This window comes from Comamonas sp. SY3 (genome assembly GCF_041730275.1).
Lineage (GTDB): Bacteria > Pseudomonadota > Gammaproteobacteria > Burkholderiales > Burkholderiaceae_C > Comamonas > Comamonas sediminis.
The window spans coordinates 80,073-97,942 of sequence record NZ_JBGTYN010000014.1; the positions used below are offsets into that span (position 1 = coordinate 80,073).

Here is a 17,870-nt window from a genome sequence, read left to right on the forward strand (position 1 = left end):
GCCGTTGTTATCGTTATGGGCGCGTGGTGACATGCGCTTATGAACCCGGGTAGAAAGGCTTGCCCAAAGAGGCAGGCATATTGGCGCGAATCCAGGTCGGATTGCGCGAGATCATCACCAGCACCACGATGGTGGCCAGGTAAGGCAGCATCGACAGCAGCTGGCTGGCCAGTTGCACGCCGCTGGCCTGCAGGTGGAACTGCAGCATGGTCACACCACCGAACAGGTAGGCGCCCAGCAGCACCCGTGCGGGGCGCCAGGTGGCAAAGGTGGTCAGCGCCAGCGCAATCCAGCCCCGGCCCGAGACCATGCCTTCGACCCACAGGGGGGTGTAGACCGTCGAGATGTAGGCACCAGCCAGACCACACATCGCGCCGCCGAACACCACCGCCATCAGGCGGATGCGGCGCACCGGGTAGCCCAGCGCATGGGCGGATGTGGGCGATTCACCGACGGCACGCAGCACCAGACCGGCGCGGGTGCGGTAGAGGAACCACATCATCACCAGCACCAGCGCCATCGCGCCATACACCAGCGGATGCAGCGTGAACAGCGCCGGGCCCAGCAGCGGGATATCGGCCAGGCCAGGGATCGCGTACTTGGGCAGGCTGGGCAGCTTGGCCTGCACGTAGGACAGGCCCACAAAGGCCGAGAAGCCCGCGCCAAACAACGACAGTGCCAGACCGGTGGCGTACTGGTTGGTGTTGAGCCAGATCACCAGCACGCCAAAGATGGCGGCCAGCACAGCGCCCGCGAGCATGCCCGCGCCAAAGCCCAGCCAGGTGCTGCCGGTGTGGACCACGGTGGCAAAACCGGCGATGGCCGCGCACAGCATCATGCCCTCGGCACCCAGGTTGACGATGCCAGCCTTCTCATTGATCAGCAGGCCCAGCGCGGCCAGCGCCAACACGGTGCCGGCACTCAAGGTGGCGCCCAAAAGCAGTGCATAGGATTCCATCACAGGCCTCCCTTCACTGCGGCGCGCGATGCCACCCAACGCAGGCGGTAGACGACCAGGGTGTCACAGGCCAGTAACGTGAACAGCAGCAGCCCCTGGAAAACGCCGGTCAGGGCCTTGGGCAGACCCAGGCGCGACTGCGCCAGCTCGCCGCCGATATAGAACATGCTCATAAGAATCGCGGAGAAAACCATGCCCACCGGGTGCAGGCGACCGACAAAGGCGACGATGATGGCGGCAAAGCCGTAGCCAGCGGGCACATAGGGGGTGAGCTGGCCCAACGGGCCGGCCACTTCCAGCGCGCCAGCCAGACCAGCGGTGGCGCCCGAGATCATCAGCGCCGTCCACAGGGCCTTGCGCGACGAGAAGCCGGCATAGCGGGCCGCCGATGGTGCCAGGCCCCCCACCTGCTGCGCCAGCCCGGCACGGGTGCGGAACAGGTAGACCCACAGCAGCGCCGCACCGGCCAACGCGATCAGCACGCCGATGTTCATGCGCATGCCTTGCACCAGTTTGGGGATTTGGGTGATCTTCTCGAAGCTCTTGGTCTGCGGGAAGTTGTAGCCCATCGGGTCCTTCCAGGGCCCGTAGACCAGGTAGCCCAGCACCAGGGTCGCGACATAGACCAGCATCAGGCTGACCAGAATCTCGTTGGCATTGAAGCGGTCGCGCAGCCAGGCAACGATGCCGGCCCAGACCATGCCGCCGAGCATGCCGGCCAGCAGGATGACGGGCACGATCCAGGGGCCGGTGTTCTTGTCGGCCAGCAAGGCCATGCCACCCGCAGCCACGGCGCCGATGACGAACTGGCCTTCGGCGCCAATGTTCCACACATTGGAGCGGAAGCAGACGGCCAGGCCCAGCGCAATCAGCAGCAGCGGCGTGGCCTTCATCGTCAATTCGCCCAGCGCATAGCCGGACTTGATCGGTTCCCAGAAAAAGGCCTGCAGGCCCTTGACGGGGTCTTTGCCCAGCAGCACGAACAGGCCCACACCGATCAGCACCGTGATCAGCAAGGCCAGCACCGGTGAGCCAAAGGTCCAGAAGCGCGAGGCCTGCGGGCGTTGCTCCAGCTTAAGCATGGTGGCGGCCCTCCTCGGCAGCAACCGCAGCAGCGGCAGCCGGGGCAGCACTGCGGCCATCCCAGAGTCCACTCATCCATTCGCCGATCAGCTGCACCGAGGCATCGGCCCGCGCCACCGATGGCGACAGGCGGCCCTTGGCGATCACATGCAGGCGGTCACTGATTTCAAACAATTCTTCCAACTCCTCACTGAGCACCAGCACGGCGCAGCCTGCATCGCGCAGCGCCAGGATTTCGCCCCGGATCTGCGCGGCCGCGCCCACATCGACCCCCCAGGTAGGCTGGGAGACGATCAGCAGGCGGGGCTTGGCATCGATCTCCCGGCCCACGATGAACTTTTGCAGGTTGCCGCCCGAGAGCGACTGCGCACTTGCATGCGGCCCACCGGCCTTGACGCCAAAGCGCGCAATGATGCCGCGTGCCATCTGGTCGAGCTGGCCCATGCGCAGCCAGCCGCCGGCCCCCAGCATTTCGTTGCGCGTCAGCACCAGGTTGTGCGCCAGGCTCATGCTGGGCACGGCGCCCCGCCCCAGGCGTTCTTCGGGCACAAAATGCAGGCCCAGTGCACGGCGCTGGCCCGGGCCCATGCGCCCCATTGGCGTGGTATCCATCAACACGGCCTGGGGTTCGGCGCGCATGTCTTCGCCCGAGAGCGCATACATCAGCTCCTTCTGGCCATTGCCGGAGACGCCGGCAATCCCGACCACCTCGCCGGCGCGCACCTGCAGCGAAATGCCGTCGAGATCCACGCCAAAGGGGTCCTGCCGGGCCAGGCGCAGCTGCTGCACCGCCAACACGGTTGCGCCCGCCTGGCTGGGGCGCAGCTCCAGCATCGGCGGCTCGGCGCCAATCATCAGCCGCGACAGTGAGGCATTGCTTTGCGCGCGTGGGTCACATTCGCCGGTCACCTCGCCGCCGCGCATCACCGTACAGGCGGTGCACAGCGCGCGGATTTCATGGAGCTTGTGGCTGATATAGAGAATGCTGCAGCCCTCGGCGGCCAGCTTGCGCAGCACGATGAACAGCTTCTCGACCGCCTGCGGCGTGAGCACCGAGGTCGGCTCGTCAAGGATCAGCAGCCGGGGCCGGGTCAGCAGGCCCCGGATGATCTCCACCCGCTGCATCTCGCCCACCGACAGGCTGTGCACCGGGCGCACAGGGTCGATGTCCAGGCCATATTCACTGGCCACCTCGGTGATGCGAGCAGTCACTTCTGCCAGCGACATGCGCTTGTCCTGGCCCAGCCAGACATTCTCGGCGACGGTCAAGGTATCGAACAGGCTGAAATGCTGGAACACCATGCTGATGCCCAGCTGGCGCGCCTCCTGCGGGTTGCGGACCAGTACCGGCTGGCCATCGACCAGGATCTGGCCCTCGTCGGGCTTGACCGAGCCGTAGATGATCTTCATCAACGTGGACTTGCCAGCGCCGTTCTCGCCCAGCACGGCGTGGATTTCCCCGGCCCGTACTTTCAACGATACTTTGTTATTGGCTACAACCGCTGGGTAGCGCTTGGTGATGCCGATCAGCTGTAACCGGGGTGCGGCCGCACCATCGGTTGTCGGTGTCGGGGTCTGTTCTGTCATGGGCGGCAATTGTCCCTCAAATTGTTACCCGAGCGCGGGATAAAACGCGAAGATGCACTTACTCACGGCGAATAGGCCACCGGGCTTCGCAGCGCCAGAGCGGTTTTTTTCAGGCAGCTGCGCAGCCAGATGGCCGCCTCGGAGGCATGGCTGCGCGCATGCCAGAGCAGGTAGTAGTCGAGCGGCGGCAGCGCCAGTGGGCATTCCAGGATCGCCAGCGCATGCTTGTCGGCAAAGCGCTCGCAGAACTGGCGTCCCGTGGTCAGCACAAGCAAGCTCGATGCCACCATCGCCGGTATCGCACTGAAATGGGCGCAGCGCGCCATGATGCGCCGCTCCACGCCCAGCGCATCAAGCCGGGCGTCGATGATGCCGCGAGCGCCGGGGTGGGTCGCCGTCGGTGCAATGTGCTCGGCCTGCAGCCAGGCCTGCACATCCCAGCCGCGCCGCACTGCTGGATGGCGGCGGCTCACGAGGCTCACCACCTCGTCGCTCATCAGGCTGGTCATGTGCAGGTCTCCGGTAGGCTGCAACCAGTTGCCCACCACCACGTCGATGTCGCCATTGGCGAGCTGGGCGTGGTAGTGCGTCTCGGGCGACAGCGGGTAGATCTCGACCACGCACAGCGGCGCTTCTGCCTTGATGCGCGCCACCAGCGCCGGCAGAAACAGCGGATCGAAGTAATCACTCGCTGCAATGCGAAAAGTGCGGGTCGCCGTCTGCGGGTCAAAATCACGTGCATCACTGAACAGGCCTTCGGCCGCGCGCAGGATCGCAGCAGCGGGCTCGACCATGCGCTGGCCCTTGTCGGTGGGCATCATCGCCGCACCCGAGCGCACCAGCAACGGATCGCCGGCCAGATCGCGCAGCCGCTTGAGCGCGGCAGACACCGCCGGCTGGTACATGCCCAGCCGCAAGGCTGCCCGCGAGACGCTGCGCTCGGTCAGCACCGTGTGCAGCACCCGTATCAGGTGCAGGTCAATCTTGTCAAACAGGGCTTGGTCGCGCATGCGGGTGTGGGGAACGTGTGCAGGATCTCTACACAGCCGTGTGGCGAGATCTTCGATACATTCTCGAAATGTGGACATTCAAGCTTATCAGCCGAGGCCGGCCAGCCATCCCGGTTGTTACCCCAAGCTGTGGCGACAGCCCCTCAGTGTCCCGCCCACGCAGCCCTTCCCTTCAGGCTGCCTTGGCCTCGCGCCAGCAGGCGCGGTTGCCGCCCTGGCGTTTGGCGCTGTAGCTGGCCATGTCGGCCGCGCGCACCGCCTGCAGCGCATCGGCAAACGAGGCATCGATCTGCAGCAGCCCGATGCTGACGGTGACGACAAAGTGCTTGCTGCGCAGCTGGGGCTCCCAGTTCTGCAAGGTGTCGCACAGCTGGGCAGCCAGCTCATGCGCCTTTTCGCGGCTGCACTGGCGCAGCACCAGTGCGAACTTGTCACCTGCCACGCGTGCCGCATAGCCCTGGAAGGGTTGCAGCAGCTGCAGCTGGCGTGCCACATGCTGGAGCACCAGGTCGCCCTGGGCATGGCCGGCCAGGGTATTGATGGCCGACATGTTGTCGACATTCACATAGAACAGCACCGGCGCGCTCGGCGACGACTCATCGAGTCCCTGGCGCCGCGCCTGCAGCAGGGCCGTCAGGTGCAGCAGCAAGGCATCGTAGTTGGGCAGCAGGGTCAGCTTGTCCATGCGGCTGGGCGACTGCGCGGCCACCCGGGCCTGGCCGGCGCGCACAAAACACCAGCGCAATTCCGGTCCTGCCTCGGCAATGTTCACCAGATGCAGGCTGACCATGACCGGCGCCCCTGACTGGTGGCGCAGCACCACGCTGGTCTCGGCACTGCCCAGACGCTCCAGATCCGGCGCGAGCTGCTCCCAGGCCAGGTCAAAGTCCTGGTCGGCCATCGCCAGCATGCGCACCGGCTGGCCTTGCAGATCCTGGCGGCTGTAGCCCAGCAGATGGGCCAGCGCCTGCGACACCTGCTGGATCTGGTCTCCCTGCAGCAGCAAAAAGGAAAATCGCGCATGTGCGAGCACACTCTCGGCCAGTTGCTGCTGCTGGCGCAACTGCTCGGACAGCGAGTCGCGCTGCTGGCCCAGCTCATGCAGGTGCATGCCCATGCGGTCAATCTCGTCCGGCAGCGGACCGCTTGCCGAGTCCGAGGCATCCACGGGCCCGGAGGCGAGCGCCGGTACCGGCGCAGGCGCCACGGGCAGCGGCGTCTGGGCGACCAGCTGCTTGAAGCGCCGGCTATGTCCCCACAGCCACAGCCAGGTCAGTGCCGCCAGCGCCACCGGCAGCAGCAGCAACCACCACCAGCTGCGCCACTGCCGCCCCCAGCTTTGCAGACTCTGGTCATGCGGCATCACGCGCACCACCAGCCAGCGGGCCGCAGGCATCTGCGCCACACTGACGACATGCGGCGCCAGCCACCAGGAATGGGCGGTCAGTGCGCCCCCGTTGGCCGTGCGCTCGCGCCACAGCTGTAGCGCTTGCGCCAGCATACTGTCGCTGTCGGCCGGGCCCAGTACGCGGGTCGGGTCCGGGTGGGAGATGAGCACACCGCTGGCCGTCATCAGCACCAGCTGTCCGCTGTCGGGCGGTGTGATCGCCAGCGACACCGGCAGCAGGCTTTGAGACTGCAGGCGCAGCACGCCGGCCATCGCCCCCTGCACGGCGCCCTGCTTGTCGCGCAGCGGAATGCCCAGCGCAATGCTGGGCCCGCCGGAGGCACTTCTGAAGGGCTCGGACACGAGGGGTTTGCCATCGACGATGACCCGGCGCAGCACGTCACGCTCTGCAGGCTCCACAGCCTCGTCGCCCTGGCCCGCGTCGCGCACCTGGCGCCTGACCACTTCGGCGCCGCGCGCAAACACCAGACTGTCGAAGTAGCGGGTGGCCGTGCCGCCCTGGTCCAGCAGCGGCGGCGGCTGGGACGCCGGACCCTGCACCCAGGGTGCGGCAGCTTCGGCGAGGGTGCCGAGCACCTTCTGGCTTTGCTCGAGCTTGCTGCCCATCAGCCTGGCGAGCATCTCGGTCTCATCGGCCTGCTGGGCCGAGAGCTGGGTAATGACGGTCTGCTGGCTCGCGTGGATCGCCAGCCACTGCACCAGCGCCGTGCCCAGCAGCACCATCAACGGCACCACTACCCAGAGCCGCCACAGCCAGGGTCCGGCCGTCTCGCGCAGGCCTTCTGCCGCAGGGGGAGGATCGGGCTGCCAATGCACCTGCCGGCCATCCATGCCGCGCTACCTGGCCACCACGATGGCGGAAACCAGAACCCGGCAATGGCAAATAACAGACTCTGGCATGTGGCGCCTCCTTTCAGCTGCGCACATGTTCGCTGTTTAGCTCCAGCGCCGGTATCGGGAAAAGACCGGACGGAGGAAACCCGGGTTACACAGGGAGCGGGTGAAGCCCCGCTGCCGCAGCCGGACCCGGCGAGGCTAGCGGTGGAGACGGGGCACCCCAGGCAGCTCACGCCTGCGACAAGGCTGGGCGCGGCCGGCCTGCCAATGCGGTGGCAGCGTTGGGGAGATGGCTTGAACTAGGCCTTGGCCAGCTGGCGCAGCGACTCGGGCTGCGGCAGCCACAGATTCTTGCCCAGGCCGTCGAGCAGGCCCTGGTCGCGCAGCTGGCGCAACACGCGCGAGAGCGTCTCGGGCGCAATGCCCAGGTGTGCAGCGATCTGGCGCTTGGACTGCCCCAGTTGCACCCGCAAGCCCTTGTCGGCGGGCTCGGCATGCAGCAGCAGCCACTCGGCGCAGCGCGCCACCGCATCCTGCGCCACCCGGCTGACCGCCAGCGCCGCCTGCTGGCAGTAGCCCTGGGCCATGCTGGCCACCAGGCCCTGGGCCTCTGCCGGCCATTGCAGCAGGGAGCCGCGCAGTTGTGTCACCGGCACCGCCCGCCATTGCACGGCGGTCTGCGCCACCATGTCCACCGCGCAGGGCTGGCCCGCCAATGCAGGGGCGGCGTCCAGCCAGCAGGGGCCCTCCATCACGCCCAGCAGGTGGCGCATGCGCCCCTCTTCCTGCACACCAAAGGCGACCGAGCCTTGCTCCAGGTACAGCACATCCACCAATTGCTGGTGGCGCTGACGCAGCAAGGCACCCGCGCCGGCGCTGATCGGGGCAAATTCATCCAGGCAGAGTAAGTCAGGCATGGCCCGCACTTTGCCGCGAATGGCGCAGCCGCACATTGAGCTACATCAATGCTCTTCCCACGCAGTCCAGAAAAACCCGCCCTCCGCCGCTCGCCATCGCACTAGCCAACGACCGGCGGCACTACCTATTCGAAAACCATATAGGCCCGATATGCGGCGTGCACGCCACACCTCGGGTCTTTACCAGCGCTTTTTTCCGCCTTTGGCACACATATTGCTCAGGGAGGTCGGCACTGACTTCACAATTCACCGCTATCACAAATTCACACGCTTGTAACAAAGGACTGCCATGAACAACAAACTGCTCGCCCTGGCCGTGATGGCCGTCTGCGCCTCCGCGGCGCAGGCCCAATCGTCGGTAACCGCCACCGGCCTGGTCGATATGTATATCGGCTCGATGAAAGCTCCCGGCGATGACGGCCGCACCTCTACCTTGGGCAGCGGTGGCATGACCACCTCCTGGTTCGGCTTCAAAGGCACCGAAGACCTGGGCGGCGGCCTCAAGGCCAGCTTCCTGCTGACCAGCTTCATGCGCGCCGACACCGGCACGCCCGGCCGCTTCAATGGCGACGTCTTCTGGTCGCGCGATGCGCTGGTGTCGCTGTCCGGCGATTTTGGTGCCGTGACCCTGGGCCGCACCGTGGCGCCCAACTTCGTGCCATCGATCTCGATGAACCCCTTTGGTGATTCCTTCACCTTCTCGCCGCTGGTGCTGCACCAAAACGTGTCGCTGTTCAACAAGAGCGGCTGGCAGAGCAGCAACCCCTCGGACACCGGCTGGAGCAACCAGGTGATCTACAGCACGCCCAAGGTCGGCGGCTTCAGCGGCAACCTGCACTACCAGTTTGGTGAACAGGCCGGCCAGGGCGGCAAAAACAACATTGGTGTGAATGCCACCTATGCCAACGGTCCTTTTGCCATCACCGGCTTCTATGAAGACGTGGACATGAGCAACCCCGTGCCCGCCGTGCTGGCCGAGAACCACCGCAACTGGATGCTGGGCAGCAGCTATGACGCCGGTTTTGTGAAGGCCTATGCGACCTATGGCCAGACGACCGGCAAGGACACCGACTTCAAGATCAAGACCGCCAGCCTGGGTGCCACCGTACCGCTGGGCGCCACCAGCCGCATCCTCGCCGGTTGGGCGCACAGCAAGCTGCAAGACAGCAATGCCAAGCGTGACACCGTCTCCGTCGGCTACAACTACGACTTCTCCAAGCGCACCGACGGCTACGCCATCGTGATGTACGACAAGGTCAAGGACTTTGGCAACGGCACCAGCTTTGGCGTCGGCATTCGCCACCGCTTCTAAGCGGCTCGTGTAGCGAGCCGTGGTGCCTTGCGGCCCACAACGCAAAACGCCAAGCATCTGTGCATGCTTGGCGTTTTTTCTTGCCGCTTGGGCAGACCCCGCGCATCAGCGCCGGAGCGGACAATGGCTTACTTCTTCAGGCACTCGCTCATGAAGGCCTTGCGCTCATCGCCCTTCTTGCCGGTAGCGTCCACATTGCAGGTCTTCATGCGTTCCTGCTGGCGCTTGCGGCCGTCAGACAGGCAGCTGGACATGAACGCCTTGCGTTGATCGCCCTTGAGCTCCTTGGTCTTGGCCTCGGTGTTGCAGGTGCCCATCAGCTGCTGCTGGGCCGTGGGGGTCTTGTCGGCTGCCAGCGCAAACTGGGATGCCAGCGCGATGCTGGCGAGGACGATGAGTTTTTTCATGGTATGGGCTCTTATCTAAACTGCGCCGACGACCAGCGCAAGCGAATTTCGGCATATCTGGCCCGGCGTGTCAATGGGCAGATGATGAAGAAGCGCAAACTGCCTACGACCGTCTCACAAGCGCCCATAAAAAAACGGCCTGCGCGGCCGTTCCAGGAGCGTTGGCACAGACTGTGATCAGTCCACCAGGCCCACGTAGATGTTCTGCACATCGTCGTCATTTTCCAGGCCGGCCAGGAAGGCTTGCACCTCTTCCTGCGCTTCGGCGGGCAGGCTGCCCATGCTGACGGGGTTCTTGGCCTTGTAGCCCAGCTTGGCCGACAGCACCTTGATGCCCTGCTCGGGCAAGGCCTTGCTGACGGTGTCCAGGTCCGAGGGCTCGGTGATGAACAGAGTCACACCCTCTTCTTCGGCCGGCTCGAAATCCTGCGCACCCGCTTCAATGGCAGCCAGTTCCACATCGGCGCCATTCTCAGCTTCGCCTTCCACCATGCCCACATGGTCGAAGTCCCAGGCCACGGCGGTCAGTTGGCCTTTGCGGAAGCACACGCGCATATTGGGTGCCGTGCGGTTGGGGTTGTCGGTCAGGCACTCGACCATCACCGGCACGCGGTGCGGCGCATAGCCCTCGAACAACACGGTCGAGTAGTTGACCGCATCGGCGCCAGCGCCCGAACCCTTCTTGATCGCACGCTCCAACGTGTCCTTGGGCATCGACGCCTTGCGGGCTGCTTCCACAGCCATGCGCAGACGTGAATTGCTGGCCGGGTCACCCCCGCCCAAACGCGCCGCGACCGTGATTTCCTTGACCAGTTTGCCAAAGAGTTTTCCCTTGGCATCAGCGACCAGCGCCTTGCCCTTTGCTTTCCATTGCGCGCCCATGGCTGCGTTTTCCTAGTTGTTGGTTGGGCAGCAGCGGTCGCTGCTGGCAACAATGCCGGGCAAAGCCCAGATTGACAGGGCAAATTTATACACCGCCGCCCAAGGCTGTGCTGGCCATAAGGAGAAATTCCTGCCAAAAAACCTGGGGCATCGATGCGGTCAAACGACGCCAGGGCGCGGGCTGTCAAGCTGCGGCAACCGTTCATGGGCACAATACCGAGATGTCTTATTTGCAGCTTTTTTGGCGATGGACCCAGGCCCAGCGCACGCCCCTGCTGTGGAGCCTGGGCGGCCTTGTGCTGTCCTTTGCCACGCTGGGGCTGCCGGGCTTTGCCAGCTATGCGCCTGCCGAGCAGCTCTTTGTCTGGGCCGGCGATGGCGCACTGCTCGATGCCATCCAGGGCGACAGCCTCTGGCCCATCCTCATCTCGGCGGGATTTTTGCAGGCCTTGCTGATCACGCCCGCGCATTGCCTGCTGCAGCGCTGGCGGCCGGGCCTGCCGCGCTGGCCCCATGTGCTGGGCGTGGCCTTGGGCGTCTGGCTCACCAGTATTGTCTGCACCTGCATGATGCTGCTGGCGGCGGCCGGTGCATAAAAGCTGCAGCCTGCCTACAATCACGGCGCCCGCTTCTTTTTCCATAGCCCTCACCGTGCACGCCTCCATGCCCAGCCCCCTCTCCCCCATTGGTGTTTTTGACAGCGGTATCGGCGGCCTGAGCGTGCTGCGTGCGCTGCGCGACGTGCTGCCCGATGAGCAGTTCGTCTATGTGGCCGACAGTGGCAATGCCCCTTACGGCGAGCGAGGTGACGCCTTTGTGCAGCAGCGCTGCGCCCACATCACGCAGCAGATGCGCGAGCGCCATGGCATCAAGGCGCTGGTGATTGCCTGCAACACGGCGACCGCAGCGGCCATCGAGGGCCTGCGCGAGCAGCACCCTGGCCTGCCAATCATCGGTGTGGAGCCCGCCCTCAAACCCGCCGCCCAGTACAGCCAGACCCATGTGGTGGGCGTAATCGCCACCCAGGGCACCGTCACCAGCAGCCGCTTTGCCACCCTGCAGGCTGCGCATGCCACGCAAACCCGCTTTGTGGTGCAGGCCTGCAACGGACTGGCGCGCGCGATTGAAGACAGCACCCGGCCCGGGCGCGATGCGGCGGCCGATGCCGCGCATATCCAGAGCCTGTGCCAGACCTACCTGGCCGCCATGGGCGCCTTTGGCACCCAGCCTGGCCAGATCGACACCCTGGTGCTGGGCTGCACCCACTACCTATTTGCTGCCGATACCCTGCGCGCGCTGGTGGGCGACCAGGTGCAGCTGATGGACACGGCCACGCCGGTGGCCCGCCGCACCTATAGCCTGCTGCATGCCACCGGCATGCTGCGCAAGCCGGCGCAGGCACCTGGTGCCGATGAGGCCTTCAGCCTGGTGACCACCGGAGAGCTGGCCGCCTTGCAGTATGCCGCCGCCCAGTGGCTGGGTCTGCCCCCTCAGGTGTGCCGGGCCGCTGACTGATCAGCGGGCACCGTCCGCCGCATCAGCCGCCACTTGCCACAGCCGGTGGCCGCCCTGGTCCAGCCAGGTCAGGTACAGCCGCACCTCCAGTTCCAGCTGGTGGTAGGACGGCTCCATGTACTCGCATAGCTGGTAGAAGGCCTTGTTGTGGTCGGACTCGCGCAGGTGCGCAAGCTCATGCACGGCGATCATCCGCAAAAAGGCCTCGGGCGCATGCTTGAACAGGCTGCCAATGCGGATCTCATGGCGCGACTGGGTCTTGCCGCCATGGTTTTTGCCAGTACGCACATGGATGCCCAGCGCCTGGTAGACCAGTTGCAGCTTGCTGTCATACACCACCTTGGCCAGCGCCGCGCTGTTGCGCATGTGTTCGCCCTTGAGGCCCATTACATAGGCATGCAAGGCCTTGTCCGAGCGCATCTGGTGCGGCTGCGGATGGCGCTGCAGCAGCCACTGGCCCAGCTTGCCCGATTGCACCAGGCTGCCTGCCTGCTGCTGCAAGCTGGCGGGGTAGGACTGCAGATAGGGAAGCAGGACAGCGCTGGACATGAGGGGCAAGGCCAATAACAAAGGCAGCACAGCGGCTGCCTTGGGGTGAAACACGGAAAGCGCTGCGCTGTGGGCAGCGCAGCCGATGGTCAGTGCAGGTGGCGCGGGCGGCGTCCGCCGCCGCCATGGCCGCCGCCGGGGCCACCGGTGCCACGGGGTGGCTTGCCGATCTCCAGCGAATCGACCAGCGCATCAAAGCGCTGGCTGAACAGCTTGTCGATCTCGCCCACCACACCGACGAGCTCGCCGGCATCGAAGTGGCGCTCCATCGTGCTGACCACATCCTGCACCAGCATGTCGCGCTGCACCTGCATGATGGCCGCCGGTGTCGGACCGACAAACAGCATCATGAAGTCATCGCGCGACTCGGCGCTGCGGTCCTGCTCCTCGTCATCGAACTCGGCGTCGTAGAAGGTGACCTCGATCGCTGCGCCCTGGTCGGCCAGTTCGTTGAGGTTCATGCACATGTCGTCCAGCGACTGGCGGAAATCATCGTCGCCACGCACGGTCCAGCACATCTGCAGCACATGGTCCTTGGGCTCGAACAGAATGCCGGGCTCTTCCTCGTAAGCGCTCTCCGCGCCATCGACCAGCGACTTGGCGCCCGCGTAGCCCCACAGCGGTTTCAAGGCCTCTTGCAGCTGGTCAAAGCCGACATCGGCACGCAGCAGCACTTGTCCGTGGACATGGATCTCAAAGGGTGGGTTGTAACTGGGCATGTTCTGTACCTTCCTAAATGGGGGCTGTCCGCTTGCGCTGGCCAACCCCACGCCTGATGACACGGCACGCCGCATCGCTCTGCACAAGCCGCCAGCACCCCACCTGCAGCGGGCCGGGCTGGCAACTCTCCATGCGCCACCCACCCGAGCGGCGCAATATCCACAATATCGGACATTGTGCCCGGTTTGTCGATCTCAGACGAAGAAAAAGCCAGCAGGATGCCTGCTGGCTGGCGCCCGATCCCCGCGCCACCAAAAGCGGGGGATGCGAAACGGTCTCCTTCGCTGCCGACATGCTTCGCATTGCCAGGCCAGCGTCTGGGGCATAGGCAATAAAAAACAACGGTTTGCAGGATATTTCTGCGAAACCGTTGCTCTGTGGCGCCTTGCGCTCAGGCATTTTACCAGTTCCGGCCTGGGGCCAGGTGCTGCAGGGTCGGAAGCCACCGCTGTGCCTTGCCAGGCCAGCGGTGGCGGCCTCGGCCTCAGTCGCCCGCCTGCACCATCTCGCCGTTCGTGTCGGTCACCCGCACCACGGTGATAACCGGTGCATCCTCCGCGTCTCCCACAATGCCGGTGCTGGCGCCGTAGAAGCCGGCCACAAAGCGGAAGGCCGGTGCGCCCGCAGGGCCAGTGCAGCGGAAGTTGTACTGGCGCAGCACTTCGGCGACACAGACATAGCCCGAGGCCGTATCGATCACCGAGTTGGCGTCACGGGTCTGGAAGCGGAAGATGCGGCTGGGTATCGCCGTACTGGCCGACAGCAGCACCCACGAGCCGCGCAGCGACTGGGCCGAGCCCTTGTTGACACCGTAGTAGAAGCGCTCGATCTGCACAGGTTGCTCACCGGGGAAGGCCACGGTGCCCAACGATGGCGCGCTGAAATGGATCGACTTGGTCAGTCCCGCATCCGCCTTGAAGCGCGCCACCGCTGCCGGGCCGCCAAAGTAGCGCCCGCCCTGGTACTGCACGGTCGGCAGATCAGGCGTGTTGGGCTCCGGTGTGGTGGAGGCATCGTGCGCGCCCAGCAGGCTGTGGAAGGTCGCCTGACCATCGCTCTCGTAGTTGTACACCGACATGAACAGCATATGGTCCTCAGCGTTCGTGGGCTTTTGCAGCTCGATCGAAATACCGCGCCCAGGCAGACCGCGCAACTCGCTGCTGACGACCCAGGTGCCCGATTCTGGGGCATAGCCCGGCGCGTAGTAGCTGGTGCGCACATTCTGGTTGTTCTGCCGGGTGTAGGCGGCGCGCGCCACACGGAAACCCACCAGGCGCCGCGCCTCGTCGCCACCTTCGCGCACGGTGCCGCTCAGCTGGTCGACACCACGCTGCAAGGTCAGCGCCACGGTGCCACCACTGCCTGCGCCTCCTGCGCGATTGCCTGCGCAGTTGAAGACCAGCCCCGAGCCACCATAGCTGCACTGTGCCAGCACATGGCCGCTCAAGGTCCCGCCAAAGCCGTGCACGGTGGTTGCGGCGGTTGGCGGATAGGGCCAGGTGATCGCGGCAGTGGTCAGCGCTTCGCTCATCGCGACCTGCTCGCTGCTGCCAATGTCAGCCCACCAGCTGCGCACTGGCTGGTTGTTGCTGTTGAACTCGACCATGGCCCAGCGATCGACAAAGGCCGGGTCGGAGAAGACGCCAGCTGGCGTGCCCTCATAGTCGTAGCGCTGCATGGCCTTAACAGGCTCGCCGGGGAACTGGATCGTGCCCCTGCTGCGGCTGGTGAACGTGATCACCACATTACCCGGGCTGCCCGCTTCATGGCCATCGCGTTGCTCGCTGCCAAAGAAGCGCCCGCCTTCATAGAAGTACAGCGGCGCGGTCACCGTGTTGTCGTGCAAGGTGCCCAGTGCGGTATGGAAGGTCGGCGCACCTGATTGGCGGTAGTTGTAGACCTGCATGAACAGCACGCCATCCTGGATGTCGATGCCCATGCCACGCCCGGGCTCGCCATTGAGTTCATCACTGATGATCCAGGTGCCACTCTGCGCCGCAATCAGCGTGGTGGGCAACTCGCCGCTGGGGTCCGAGGTCTTGTTCACTTCGCGCGTGCTGCTACCGGTATTGCCAGCATCATCAGTCTGCGAAGCGGTGACCGTGACAGACCCCTTGGGCAACGCACCCACCTGCATGCCCGGTGCCGTCCATGTCCCGTTGACACAGGCCACGGTCACCCTGATAACCCCGACACTCACGGTAACCAGGCCATCACCGGTGGTGCAGGTACCCGAAGGGCTGTAAGCGTTCTGGTTCGAGGTGTCGATGGTCGGCGCGGTGCTGATCGAGACCGCCGGTGCCGTCGTGTCCTTGACCGTGTTGAGCGAGCCGGAGATGACGGTGCCAGCGACGGTCTGCGAGGCTTTCACGACCACCGTGCCCTCTGGCAGGCTGCGCACGTCCACACCGCTCGTCACCCAGGTGCCGGCGTTGCAGGCAGCCGTGCTGTTGACACTGCCGATCGCCACGGTCACCGCACCGCCAGAGGCGCTGCAGGCACCGGAGACACCGCCATAACTGGCCTGGTTGCCACTGTTGATGCGGGGCGCGACCACCACGGTCACTACAGCGGCCGTGCTCTCCTTGCTGGTCGCGCGGCTGGCACTGCCGGTATTGCCTGCAGCATCGGTTTGCATCGCAGTCACGGTGACAGAGCCCGCAGGCAGACCACTGACATCCATGCCCGAGGCGGACCAGATACCGCTGTTGCAAACGGGCTGCGGCACAGCGGCCACGCTGCCCACACGCACGGTCACCGCTACGCCGTTTTCAGAGCAACTGCCGGCCACGCCATAGGCCGATTGGTTGGCGGCATTGATCACCGGAGCCGAAGTGATGGCCACCGCCGGTGCGGTCGCGTCCTTGCCCGTCACCAACGTACCCGATCCGGTCTGGCCGCCGACGGTCTGCGAGGCCGTCACCGTGACGACGCCATCGGGCAGGCCGCTGACATTGATGCCTGAGGCCGACCATACGCCTGCGCCGCACACGGCAGTGGCCGGCACCGAACCGACCGTTACCGCCACGGCTTCACCATTGGCAGAGCAGGTGCCCGAGACGGTGTACGAAGCCTGGTTGGACGCGGTGATCTGCGGAGCCGCGACGACGGACACCACCGGCAGCGGTGGCACCGAACCCGTGGATTTGGTGGTCGACTGGCTCGCGGTACCAGGGGGCTGTCCGGCGACCGTCTGCGTCGCCGTGATCGTCACCGTGCCATCGGGCAGGCCTTGTGCATTCACCGAGCCAGCGTACGTGCCGCCCGCTGAACAGGGCAGCGACTGGCTGACGCCCGCAGGATTGGAGCTGATGGCCACATTGCCGCTGCCAGCGCTGCAGCTGCCACTGATGGGCACGGAAGTCTGGTTGCCCGCATTGATCGGCGGCAGCGGATTCAAGGTCACCGTGGGCTTGCAATCGGGCATCGACGCGGTGGAGTTGCCGACGATCACCGACGCGTTGAGCAAAGGCAGGGTCAAGGCCTTGGCCACCAACTCTATGCGCAGCGCGGTCACGCTCATGGAGGTGCCGCTTTGGCTTTGCTCATTGGTGTAGAGCTTGACGCCGACCTCCGTGCCAATGGTTGGCACCCCGACTGTCAGATTCACCAGGCCATTGACGGCGGCGCTGACGCCGCTGAGCGCACCGGTTCCGCCGAGGATCTGGGCATCGCCCGAGCCTTGCGGCACGCCGTTGACGCAGGCCATGCGCGCCTGCGAGCTGATGGTGTTGGCGCCCAGAGACAGTCCCGCCAGCGTCAGGTTCAAGCCGTCCACGGAGCTGTTGGACACCACGCTGTTCTGCGCCAGATTGCTTTGGGTGGAGGAGTTGATGACGCCCGTCCCCACACTCAAAAGGTTGACCCCTGCGGTCACGCTCACATTCGCTACGGAAATGGGGGTGTTGAAATCCGGTGGTGCACTCTTCTGGCCGGTATCGGCAAACGGAATACCGAGTCCCCCGCCAAGCACATCGGCGGTGACCTGCAGGCCATAGGCCCGCCCGGATCCTGAGGATGCCGCCAGGGCGGAAGTGCTGCAGACGAGGGCCAGGCTCGCAAGCCCCCCGTACAGCAGACGTCGGATCGTTCTCTGTGCACCAATCGGGTTCATAGCGTCTCCTTCTGCACCGCCAGAACGCCAGATGGGTGTGATCCACTCAGACCCCACCAAACGACGGCCGAGGACAGGTGCTGCTGATTGCTCATACAAACACAACTACTCACAAGCGCAAAGGTACAGCGAATCTTTGGTAAACGGCAAATTATTTTATTTAAGTCGCTTATAAGCAGGCGGGTACTGCGGCCCAGAGCCGGTTACCGCAGTCTTGGCGCTGTACGGGCCGCACGGCAGAGGGGACTGGCCTGTACAGGCTGCCCGCTTCAGTCGCACTCCCCGCTATTCCAACGCTGTTTTCAGAGGAGAAATCCCGCATAAATGCTGCTTTTTGTAATGCAATCGCAGCCAGCAAAAAGCCCACCATCACGGTGGGCACGCGGTACGGGGAGAGGGAAAACAGGCGCTGGAGCCGTCTCCAGCCTGCAGCGCCTGACATGTCTGACAGCGCCTTCCACCGTCAAATCAAGGCGCCGGCTTACAGCAGCGGTTACATACTGGCATAGATTCAATGCCGATTTTGCAACATCGCGTCAGCCAGTCGCCCCCGCACACCATCGCCATTACC

The 17,870-nt window shown here is 65.0% G+C and carries 14 protein-coding genes; 3 read left to right on the forward strand and 11 right to left on the reverse strand.

Translation table 11 applies throughout. The annotated features are described in order from the left end of the window. Positions 1–37 precede the first annotated feature (37 nt). From ACCQ08_RS17120 to ACCQ08_RS17145, 6 genes are all read right to left on the reverse strand, one after another. The gene (locus ACCQ08_RS17120) at positions 38–958 is read right to left on the reverse strand and encodes an ABC transporter permease (protein WP_373450480.1); all 921 of its coding nucleotides are present in this window, start codon (positions 956–958) and stop codon (positions 38–40) included. Next, on the reverse strand, positions 958–2,040 hold the full coding sequence (locus ACCQ08_RS17125; protein WP_021027744.1) for an ABC transporter permease: 1,083 nt from the start codon (positions 2,038–2,040) through the stop codon (positions 958–960). Before ACCQ08_RS17125 ends, ACCQ08_RS17120 begins: the two co-directional genes overlap by 1 nt. Then, entirely contained in the window at positions 2,033–3,628 is a 1,596-nt protein-coding gene (locus ACCQ08_RS17130) for an ABC transporter ATP-binding protein (protein WP_312461489.1), read from the reverse strand. The genes ACCQ08_RS17125 and ACCQ08_RS17130 overlap by 8 nt, the downstream gene beginning before the upstream one ends. Before the next feature lie 62 nt (positions 3,629–3,690). Next, positions 3,691–4,638, reverse strand: a complete 948-nt coding sequence (locus tag ACCQ08_RS17135) for a LysR family transcriptional regulator (protein WP_312413399.1) — start codon at positions 4,636–4,638, stop codon at positions 3,691–3,693. A gap of 172 nt (positions 4,639–4,810) precedes the next feature. Next, positions 4,811–6,877, reverse strand: a complete 2,067-nt coding sequence (locus tag ACCQ08_RS17140; protein WP_373450481.1) for a diguanylate cyclase domain-containing protein — start codon at positions 6,875–6,877, stop codon at positions 4,811–4,813. Between the two features lie 305 nt (positions 6,878–7,182). Next, positions 7,183–7,800: a Crp/Fnr family transcriptional regulator gene (locus ACCQ08_RS17145; protein WP_239809074.1), complete on the reverse strand. Its 618-nt coding sequence runs from the start codon at positions 7,798–7,800 to the stop codon at positions 7,183–7,185. Positions 7,801–8,089: 289 nt separating this feature from the next. On the opposite strand from ACCQ08_RS17145, the gene ACCQ08_RS17150 reads away from it, so the two are divergent. Next, positions 8,090–9,112 (forward strand): porin, encoded by a 1,023-nt coding sequence (locus ACCQ08_RS17150; RefSeq protein ID WP_239809075.1) that lies wholly within the window; start codon positions 8,090–8,092, stop codon positions 9,110–9,112. 128 nt (positions 9,113–9,240) lie between these two features. Here ACCQ08_RS17150 and ACCQ08_RS17155 read toward each other — a convergent pair whose 3' ends face one another. Continuing rightward, a complete protein-coding gene (locus ACCQ08_RS17155; protein ID WP_021027750.1) occupies positions 9,241–9,519 on the reverse strand; it encodes a PsiF family protein in 279 nt (92 codons plus the stop codon). A 177-nt stretch (positions 9,520–9,696) separates the two neighbouring features. Next, a complete protein-coding gene (locus ACCQ08_RS17160) occupies positions 9,697–10,401 on the reverse strand; it encodes a YebC/PmpR family DNA-binding transcriptional regulator (RefSeq protein ID WP_239809076.1) in 705 nt (234 codons plus the stop codon). 221 nt (positions 10,402–10,622) lie between these two features. Here ACCQ08_RS17160 and ACCQ08_RS17165 point away from each other — a divergent pair, with 221 nt between their 5' ends. Then, positions 10,623–10,997 carry a hypothetical protein gene (locus tag ACCQ08_RS17165; protein WP_373450482.1) on the forward strand — a complete coding sequence of 125 codons (375 nt, stop codon included), beginning with the start codon at positions 10,623–10,625 and terminating at the stop codon, positions 10,995–10,997. Positions 10,998–11,064: 67 nt separating this feature from the next. After that, positions 11,065–11,916 (forward strand): glutamate racemase, encoded by an 852-nt coding sequence (murI, locus tag ACCQ08_RS17170; protein ID WP_312835412.1) that lies wholly within the window; start codon positions 11,065–11,067, stop codon positions 11,914–11,916. Here the strand turns inward: murI and ACCQ08_RS17175 are convergent, their stop codons facing one another. The 3 genes from ACCQ08_RS17175 to ACCQ08_RS17185 all read right to left on the reverse strand — a co-directional run bounded on the left by ACCQ08_RS17175 (position 11,917) and on the right by ACCQ08_RS17185 (position 17,299). Then, positions 11,917–12,465 (reverse strand): YgjP-like metallopeptidase domain-containing protein, encoded by a 549-nt coding sequence (locus ACCQ08_RS17175; RefSeq protein WP_373450483.1) that lies wholly within the window; start codon positions 12,463–12,465, stop codon positions 11,917–11,919. It abuts the gene before it with no gap. Positions 12,466–12,554: 89 nt separating this feature from the next. Then, the gene (locus tag ACCQ08_RS17180) at positions 12,555–13,184 is read right to left on the reverse strand and encodes a DUF6806 family protein (RefSeq protein ID WP_239809080.1); all 630 of its coding nucleotides are present in this window, start codon (positions 13,182–13,184) and stop codon (positions 12,555–12,557) included. 485 nt (positions 13,185–13,669) lie between these two features. Further along, positions 13,670–17,299, reverse strand: a complete 3,630-nt coding sequence (locus ACCQ08_RS17185; RefSeq protein ID WP_373450484.1) for a choice-of-anchor P family protein — start codon at positions 17,297–17,299, stop codon at positions 13,670–13,672. Positions 17,300–17,870: the final 571 nt, after the last annotated feature.